Raw genomic sequence first — 7,731 nt, 5'->3', positions numbered from 1 at the left:
GGGGCGGGGTTACCGGCGGTATCCACAGGCCGGGCGGGTGGGGGTTGATCCTGGGCGTCGGGGTTGCGAGAGTCGTGGTGCGGGGTTCTTGCGGTGGTTCGCGGGTCGGGTCGTGAGGCGGGGAGGCCAGTGGTGGGTGCGGTGACCGAGCGGTGGGTCGAGGGCGGGGGCGGGGTCTCGCTCTGTGTGACGGAGCGGGGTGCGGCCGGGCGGCCGGTGGTGGTCCTGGTGCACGGGTATCCGGACAGCAAGGAGGTGTGGGAGGGGGTCGCGGAGCGGCTGGCGGAGGACTTCCGCGTGGTCGCGTACGACGTGCGGGGGCACGGGCGGTCGGGGGTGCCCGAGCCGTTGCGGGGCGGGTTCACGCTGGAGCGGCTGACGGACGACTTCCTGGCGGTGGCGGACGCGGTGAGCCCGGGGCGGCCGGTGCATCTGGTGGGGCACGACTGGGGTTCGGTGCAGGGCTGGGAGTTCGCGACGGTGGGCCGGACGGCGGGGCGGGTGGCGTCGTTCACGTCGATATCGGGGCCGTCGCTGGACCACTTCGGGCACTGGATAGCCGGGCGGCTGCGGCGGCCGACGCCGCGGCGGGCGGTCCAGCTGCTGGGGCAGGCGGCCAAGTCGTGGTACGTGTACGCGCTGCACACCCCGAGGCTGCCGGAGCTGGCGTGGCGGGGGCCGCTGGGGCGGCGCTGGCCGTGGATCCTGGAGCGGCTGGAGCGGGTGCCGTCCGTCGGTTACCCGACGGCGTCCCTGCCGTCGGACGCGGCCCACGGCGCGTGGCTCTACCGGGACAACGTCCGCCCCCGGCTGCGCCGCCCCCGCGCGGACGCGTACGCACACGCCCCCGTCCAGCTGATCCTTCCCCTGGGGGACGCGTTCCTCTCCCCTTCGCTGTACGACGACCTCGACCCCTGGGTCCCCGACCTGGTCCGCCGGCGGGTGGACGCCCGCCACTGGGTGCCGCGGTCGCGGCCGGCGGAGCTCGCGGGGTGGGTGACGGAGTTCGTGCGGGAGCGGGATCGGGAGCGGGGGGACGGGGACGGGGCGGCGACGGAGGTGGTGGGGTAGGGCGGGCGGGGGTGAGGTGGGTGTGCGGGCGGTGGTCGTACGGGCAGTCGGGTCAGCCCCGTGTGACGCCCGGGACGCCCTCGGTGGCGATGCGTTCGAAGACGGCGAGGTCCGCCGCGAAGAAGGAGTCCGGGACCGGCCAGTGCAGGACGATCTCCGTGATGCCCGCCTGGGCGTACGCGCCGGCGAAGTCGGTGAACGCCTCGTAGGAGTCCAGGGCCCAGCCCGGGGTGAAGCCGGTGAGCAGGATCTTCTCCATGCCCCGCACGTCGCGGCCCGCCGCGTCGCCCGCGTCGGTGAGGCGTCCGATCTGCGCCCGCACCGCCTCGAGGGACTGCTGAGGCGTGCCCGTCTCGAAGAGGGCGGGGTCGCCCGTGGTCACCCACGCCTGCCCGTGCGCCACCGCGAGCCGCATCCCGCGCGGTCCGGTCGCCGCCACGGCGAACGGCAGCCGGGGGCGCTGGACGCAGCCGGGGATGTTGCGCACCTCGTCGGCCGCGTAGTGCGTGCCCCGGTGGGTCACCACGTCGTTCGTCAGCAGCCGGTCGAGCAGGGGGACGAACTCGCCGAAGTGGTCCGCCCGTTCCCGCGGCGTCCACGCCGGCTGCCCCAGCGCCGTCGCGTCGAAGCCCGAGCCGCCCGCCCCGATGCCCAGGGTGATCCGGCCGCCCGACACGTCGTCCAGCGTGATGAGCTCCTTGGCCAGCGTCACCGGGTGCCGGAAGTTCGGCGACGTCACCAGGGTGCCCAGGCGCAGCCGCTCCGTCACGCCGGCCGCGGCGGTAAGTGTCGGCAGCGCGCCGAACCACGGGCCGTCGCGGAAGGTCCGCCAGCTCAAGTGGTCATACGTGTAGGCCGCGTGGAACCCGAGCTCCTCGGCCCGGCGCCACACCTTCTGCCCTTCGCTCCACCGGTGGATGGGGAGGATCACCGTACTCAGTCGCATACGGGCGACTCTACGTCCGGAGCCCGCCGTCTCCGCGCCTGCCCTTTGTGTCAGGGATCAGGCCGGCGTCCGCGACTGATTTCGACTCCGGTCACTTTCCGCCAGTCTTTGTTGAACGATTGACAATTTCCGTGCGCCTGACCAGCCTTGGGGGCGCTCCCACGACACCAAGCACCTGCGGTCCGCCCTCCGGTGACGCACAGGCACCCTTTTCCATCTCCGGGTGACCGCAGGGTGAATAGGGCTGAAAGGGTTTGCCCCTTTCGCTCCTCACGGAGGTTTATTCATGGCAATCGAGCTGGTCGTCAACGGCGAGAAAACGACAATCACCTCGGCGCCCGATACTCCGCTGCTCTACGTGCTACGCGGAGAGCTCGGCCTGTCGGGACCGAAATTCGGCTGCGGGCTGGGGCAATGCGGCGCCTGCGGGGTGCTGTCGGACGATGTCGCCAGGCGCTCGTGCGTGCGGCCCGTTTCGACGTTCGAGGGGCAGAACGTCACGACCGCGGAGGGACTGCCCGCTCTCTGGGCCAAGGACCAGGGGATCGCGGAGGCGGACCTCCACCCGATCCAGCAGGCCTGGATCGAGGAGCAGGTCCCGCAGTGCGGCTACTGCCAGAACGGGATGATGATCGCGACCGCCGCCCTGCTCGCCACCAACCCGAACCCCTCGGTGAGCGAGATCAAGGAGGCCTTCGCCTCGGGTCCGCTGTGCCGGTGCGGCACCTACGACCAGATCATCAGGGCGATCCAGCGGGCCGCCGAGCTGATGACCGGAGGTGCCGGGGATGCGGAGTAACAACGAACCCGGGAAGCTCAGCCGGCGCAGCCTGCTCAGGGCCGGAGGCGCCCTGGTCGTGATGTCGGCCGCGGTGCCGGCGGCGCTGCGCCCGTCGATCGCACAAGCGGCGGCGGCGGACGTGCCGTTCCCCACCCCCGACCTCAACGAGCTCGCCACCTGGCTGACGGTGCATGCCAACAGCGACGTCACCTGGCGCACCGGACGCGTCGAGCTCGGCCAGGGAAACCGGACCGCCCTCGCGCAGATGGTGGCCGAAGAGCTCGACGTCGCGTTCGACAAGGTCACCATGGTGATGGGCAGCACCGCCGTCACCCCGGACCAGGGTGTCACGGCCGCCAGCAGCACCATCGCCAGAGCGGGCCGCCAGGCCCGGCAGATGGCCGCCGAGGCCCGGGCCGCGCTGCTCGCCCTGGCCTCCGAGGTGCTGGGCGTCCCGGTCGGCGAGCTCACGGTCGAGAACGGTGTGGTCCGCAGCAGCGAGAAGACGGGCAGGAAGCAGGTCCATTACGGCCAGCTGGTCCGCGGCAGGGTGCTCACCGCCGTGACGCCGGCCGACGGCCAAGGCGCCGCGCTCAAGCCGCCCGGCGAGTACCGGCTGGTCGGCCGGTCCGTCCCCCGGGTCGACATCGAGGACAAGGTCAGGCAGAAGACCAGGTTCGTCCACGACATCAGGGTCCCCGGCATGCTCCACGCCCGGGTCGTCCACCCCAAGGGGATCGGCTCCACCGTGGTCTCGGTGGGCGAGCTGCCGGCCGGGAGCAACGCCCAGGTCGTCCGGGTGGGCAACCTGGTCGCGGTGGTCGCCGAGCAGGAGTGGGACGCGGTCAGGGGAGCGGTCGCCCTGCCGGTCACCTGGTCGGACTGGAACGGCCTGCCCGCCTACGAGAACTGGCCGGCCGCCATGCGCGCCATCCCGTCGAAGGTCATGACGCACGCCCAGAAGGGCGACTTCGACGGCGCCTACGCCTCCGCCGCCGTCACCCTGGAGGCCACGTACCAGACCCCGTTCGAGAACCACGGCATGATCGGACCGAGCTGCGGCATCGCCGACGTGCGCGCCGACGGCAGCGTGACCGTCTGGTCCTCCACCCAGTACCCGCAGGGGCTGCGGAAGGCCGTGGCCCAGATGCTCGGCATCGCCAACGAGCAGGTCGAGGTGGTCTGGGCCGACGGTTCCGGCCCCTACGGGCGCTTCGCCGCCAACTACGACGACGCGGCCTCGGAGGCGGTGTTCCTCTCCCGGGAGCTGGGCCGGCCGGTGCGGGTGCAGTGGACTCGCGCGGACGAGCACATCTGGGAGCCCCACGGCCCGGGCACCCTCCACGACATGTCGGCCGGAATCGACGAGTCCGGCAACGTCGTCGCCTGGAAGCACGACGCCTTCATGGCGCCCAACAACGACAGCACCATGCTCGGGCCCATCCTGGCCGGGGTGCAGGGGCCGACCCCGCGCAAGCCGGTCGGGAGCTGGACCGGCCCCGACCTCTACCAGTTCCCGAACCTGCTGGAGCTCGCGCACCAGATACCGGAGCTCGGCGCCGACACCTCGCCCTACCCCTTCGGGATACGCACCACCTACCTGCGCTCACCCGGCCAGTACCAGATCACGTTCGCGCAGGAGGCCTTCGTCGACGAGATCGCGGCCGAGACCGGCCGGGACCCGCTGCAGCTCCGCCTGAATCTCCTCACCGACCAGCGGGCGACCGCCGTGCTGCGGGCGGCGGCGGAGGCGGCCGGCTGGGAGTCGCGGCCCTCGCCCAGGAGCGACGCGAGCACGACCGACGGCACCGTCACCGGGCAGGGCGTCGCGTTCGTCGTCCGCGACGGCACCTACGCCGCCGCGGTGGTCACGGTGGAGGTGACCCCCGCGACAGGAAAGATCCTGCTCACGGAGGTGGCCGTGGCGCAGGACCAGGGGGAGATCATCAACCCCCGCGCGATCGAGCGCCAGATCACCAGCTGTGTGATCCAGACCGCGAGCCGGGTCCTGCACGAGGAGGTGAAGTTCGACACCTCGAACGTCACCACCGTCGACTGGCGGAGCTATCCGCTGCTCCGGCTGGACGAAACGCCGACGATCAAGACCGTCCTCGTCCCCAACCCCGGGACGGCTCCCACCGGAGTCGGCGAGCCGGCCGTCAACGTGATGCCGTCCGCCATCTCCAGCGCCGTCTTCGACGCCACCGGCGTGCGGCTCCGCACGATGCCCTTCACGCCCGAGGCGGTCAAGGCGGCCATGGGGTAGCCGCCGGGCAGCAGAACGGTGCCCGGTCGCACGGCGGCGACGTCACCCATGGGGTCGTGGAGGCGTACGACACGGAGAGTCGCCATCGCGCCACGAGGGGGCGCGAACTACTCAGATGCGCGCCCCCTCGCACAACCGTGCGCCGTTATGAGGGATGATGCAGGGGTGAGTGACGAAGCAGTGACATCCGTCGGGCAGGTGAGGCGACGCCCCCGCCTCATCGCCACCGACCTGGACGGCACCCTGCTGCGCGACGACAAGAGCCTCTCCGCCCGTACCGTCGCCGCCCTGGCCGCCGCCGCCGAGGCCGGGATCCAGGTGTGCTTCGTCACCGGCCGCCCCGCCCGCTGGATGGACGTCGTCAGCGCCCACGTCCACGGCCACGGCCTGGCCATCTGCGCCAACGGCGCCTCCGTCGTCGATCTGCGCCGCGGCGAAACGGTCGAGATCCACCCCCTCCCCGACGACGACGCCCTCGCCGTCGTCGGCTCGCTGCGCGCCCTCGCCCCCGGCGTCTCCTTCGCCGTCGAGCGCACCGGCGGCATCCACTACGAGCCCCAGTACCCGCCCTTCCACCTCGACCCCGCCGCCACCGTCGCCCCGGTCGAGAAGCTCCTGTCCCGGGAGTCGGGCCACACCGACCAGCCGGTGCTCAAGCTGCTCGCCCACCACACCGACCTGGCACCGGACGAGTTCCTGGGCCTGGCCCGCACCGGCGCCGACCCGCGCGGGGAGTTCACCCGCTCCTCGCCGTCCGCCCTGCTGGAGATCTCCGCCCTCGGCGTCAGCAAGGCCAGCACCCTGGCCCGCTGGTGCGCCGCCCGCGGCATCACCCCCGCGGAGGTGATCGCCTTCGGCGACATGCCGAACGACCTGGGCATGCTGACCTGGGCCGGCACCTCGTACGCCATGGCCAACGCCCACCCCGACGTCCTCACCGCCACCACCGCCCGTACCGCCTCGAACGACGAGGACGGCGTCGCCGCCGTCATCGAGCGCCTGCTCGAGGACACCCCCTAGGCAGGCACCGCCGCCGGCACCTGCCACAGCACCGACGTCCCCGCCCCGCACTCCCCGAGCCCCGCCTCCGTCCACACCGAGCCGCCCAGCGACTGCGCCCGCGCCTCGACGTTCCGCAGCCCCGACGCCCGCCGCTCCGACTCGTCCGGCAGCCCCACCCCGTCGTCCGCGACCGTCAGCCGCACCGCCGCCCGCCCCTCCGGCAGCATCGCCGTCGCGTCGATCACCACACCGATCTGCGTGGCCTGCGCATGCCGCTGCGCATTGGACAGCAGCTCCCGCAGCGCCGCCAGCAGATGCCGTGCCGTCGCCGGGTCGATCACCGTGTCCACCGGGCCGACGAAGCTCACCGACGGCTCGATGCCCAGCGGCGCCGACGCCATCGCGATCTCCCGCAGGACCAGCCCCCGTACCCCCGTCGGGGCGTCCGGGGGCTGCTGCTGCAGGGAGTAGATCGTCTGGCGGATCTCCTGGATGGTCAGGTCCAGCTCCGTCACCGCCTTGTCGATCCGCTCCCGGACGTCGTCCGCCTCCGCCGCGGAGTGCGCGCCCTGGAGCATCATCCCGGTGGCGAACAGCCGCTGGATCACCAGATCGTGCAGGTCACGGGCGATCCGGTCGCGGTCCTCGTACACCGCGAGCCGCTCCCGGTCGTTCTGCGCCTCCGACATCACCAGCGCCACCGCCGCCTGCCGGGCGAACTGCGCGGCCATCGTCTTGTCCGACTCGGTGAACAGCGCGTCGCCCCGCTGCCGCGCGATGACCAGGCTCCCCAGCACCCGGGTGCCGCTGCGCATCGGCAGCAGCATGCAGGGCCCGAACCGGCGGCCCAGCTTCGTGATCATCCGCGGATCGGACGCGGTGTCGTCCACGAACACCGCCTCGCCCTCGCGCAGCTTCGTCGCGGCCGGGCTGTACCAGGGGATCACCGTGCCGACGATGCCGTCGGGATCCTCCGCGGACACCGCGACGTTCTCCAGCCCCTCCCCGTCCGGGTGCGGCAGCAGCACCCCGACCGCGGAGGCGTTCGCCAGCGAGCGGGCCTGCTCGGCCACGACCTCCAGGGCGTCGCGGGCGTCCGCCATCGACAGCAGCGCGGTGGTGACAGCGCTCGCGCCGTCGATCCAGTCCGCGCGGCGGCGGCTCTCCTCGTACAGCCGGGCGTTGCCGATCGCGATGCCGGCCTCGGTGGCGATGATCCGTACGAGGTCGCGGTCCTGCCGGGTGAACGCGCCGCCGTCGGACTTCTCGGCCAGTACGAGGTCGCCGAGGTTCTCGCCGGCCACGACGATCGGCACGGTGAGGGTGGTGTCGGGGATGTCGTCGATACGGTCGCGGTCGACCTCGTCGACGCCGTACGAGGCGAAGTCCGCGAGGTCGCCGCTGGCGGAGTCGATCACGACGATCGAGGCGTAGCGCGCGCGGGCCAGCTCGGCGGCCGTCTCGGCGATGGAGCCGAGGGTGCTGTGCAGGTCCAGGCTGGCGCCGATGGAGCGCATCGACTCGAGCAGCTGCGACACCCGGGCGGCGAACTCGCCGGGCATCCCCTGCAGGCCGCGGGTCGCTGTGGAGGCCGCGGCGGCCGGGTCGGACGGGGCGTGCGAGGTCACGCCCTCACCCTAAATCGGTGCTTTCATTACGAAAAGT

5 protein-coding genes and 1 pseudogene are annotated in these 7,731 nt (G+C 72.5%); 4 read left to right on the top strand and 2 right to left on the bottom strand.

Going from position 1 to position 7,731, the window contains the following annotated elements; all coding sequences use genetic code 11:
* Positions 1 to 129: 129 nt before the first annotated feature.
* A pseudogene (locus SRB5_RS14710) lies at positions 130 to 1,023 on the top strand (alpha/beta fold hydrolase); the annotation flags it as partial.
* A gap of 100 nt (positions 1,024 to 1,123) precedes the next feature.
* On the opposite strand, the gene SRB5_RS14705 reads toward SRB5_RS14710, so the two are convergent.
* The gene (locus SRB5_RS14705; protein WP_153452388.1) at positions 1,124 to 2,017 is read right to left on the bottom strand and encodes an LLM class flavin-dependent oxidoreductase; all 894 of its coding nucleotides are present in this window, start codon (positions 2,015 to 2,017) and stop codon (positions 1,124 to 1,126) included.
* 286 nt (positions 2,018 to 2,303) lie between these two features.
* On the opposite strand from SRB5_RS14705, the gene SRB5_RS14700 reads away from it, so the two are divergent.
* The 3 genes from SRB5_RS14700 to SRB5_RS14690 all read left to right on the top strand — a co-directional run bounded on the left by SRB5_RS14700 (position 2,304) and on the right by SRB5_RS14690 (position 6,084).
* Positions 2,304 to 2,816, top strand: coding sequence for a (2Fe-2S)-binding protein (locus SRB5_RS14700; protein WP_153452387.1), 513 nt, complete (start codon positions 2,304 to 2,306; stop codon positions 2,814 to 2,816).
* Positions 2,806 to 5,064 carry a xanthine dehydrogenase family protein molybdopterin-binding subunit gene (locus SRB5_RS14695; protein WP_153452386.1) on the top strand — a complete coding sequence of 753 codons (2,259 nt, stop codon included), beginning with the start codon at positions 2,806 to 2,808 and terminating at the stop codon, positions 5,062 to 5,064. Before SRB5_RS14700 ends, SRB5_RS14695 begins: the two co-directional genes overlap by 11 nt.
* Positions 5,065 to 5,211: 147 nt before the next feature.
* On the top strand, positions 5,212 to 6,084 hold the full coding sequence (locus SRB5_RS14690; RefSeq protein WP_153452385.1) for an HAD family hydrolase: 873 nt from the start codon (positions 5,212 to 5,214) through the stop codon (positions 6,082 to 6,084).
* On the opposite strand, the gene SRB5_RS14685 is transcribed toward SRB5_RS14690, so the two are convergent.
* Positions 6,081 to 7,694, bottom strand: coding sequence for a sensor histidine kinase (locus SRB5_RS14685; RefSeq protein ID WP_407703918.1), 1,614 nt, complete (start codon positions 7,692 to 7,694; stop codon positions 6,081 to 6,083). The genes SRB5_RS14690 and SRB5_RS14685 overlap by 4 nt on opposite strands.
* Positions 7,695 to 7,731 lie beyond the last annotated feature (37 nt).

The organism is Streptomyces smaragdinus, from assembly GCF_009604385.1.
In the GTDB taxonomy this organism is placed as follows: domain Bacteria; phylum Actinomycetota; class Actinomycetes; order Streptomycetales; family Streptomycetaceae; genus Streptomyces; species Streptomyces smaragdinus.
This window is presented reverse-complemented; position numbering and strand designations above follow the sequence as displayed.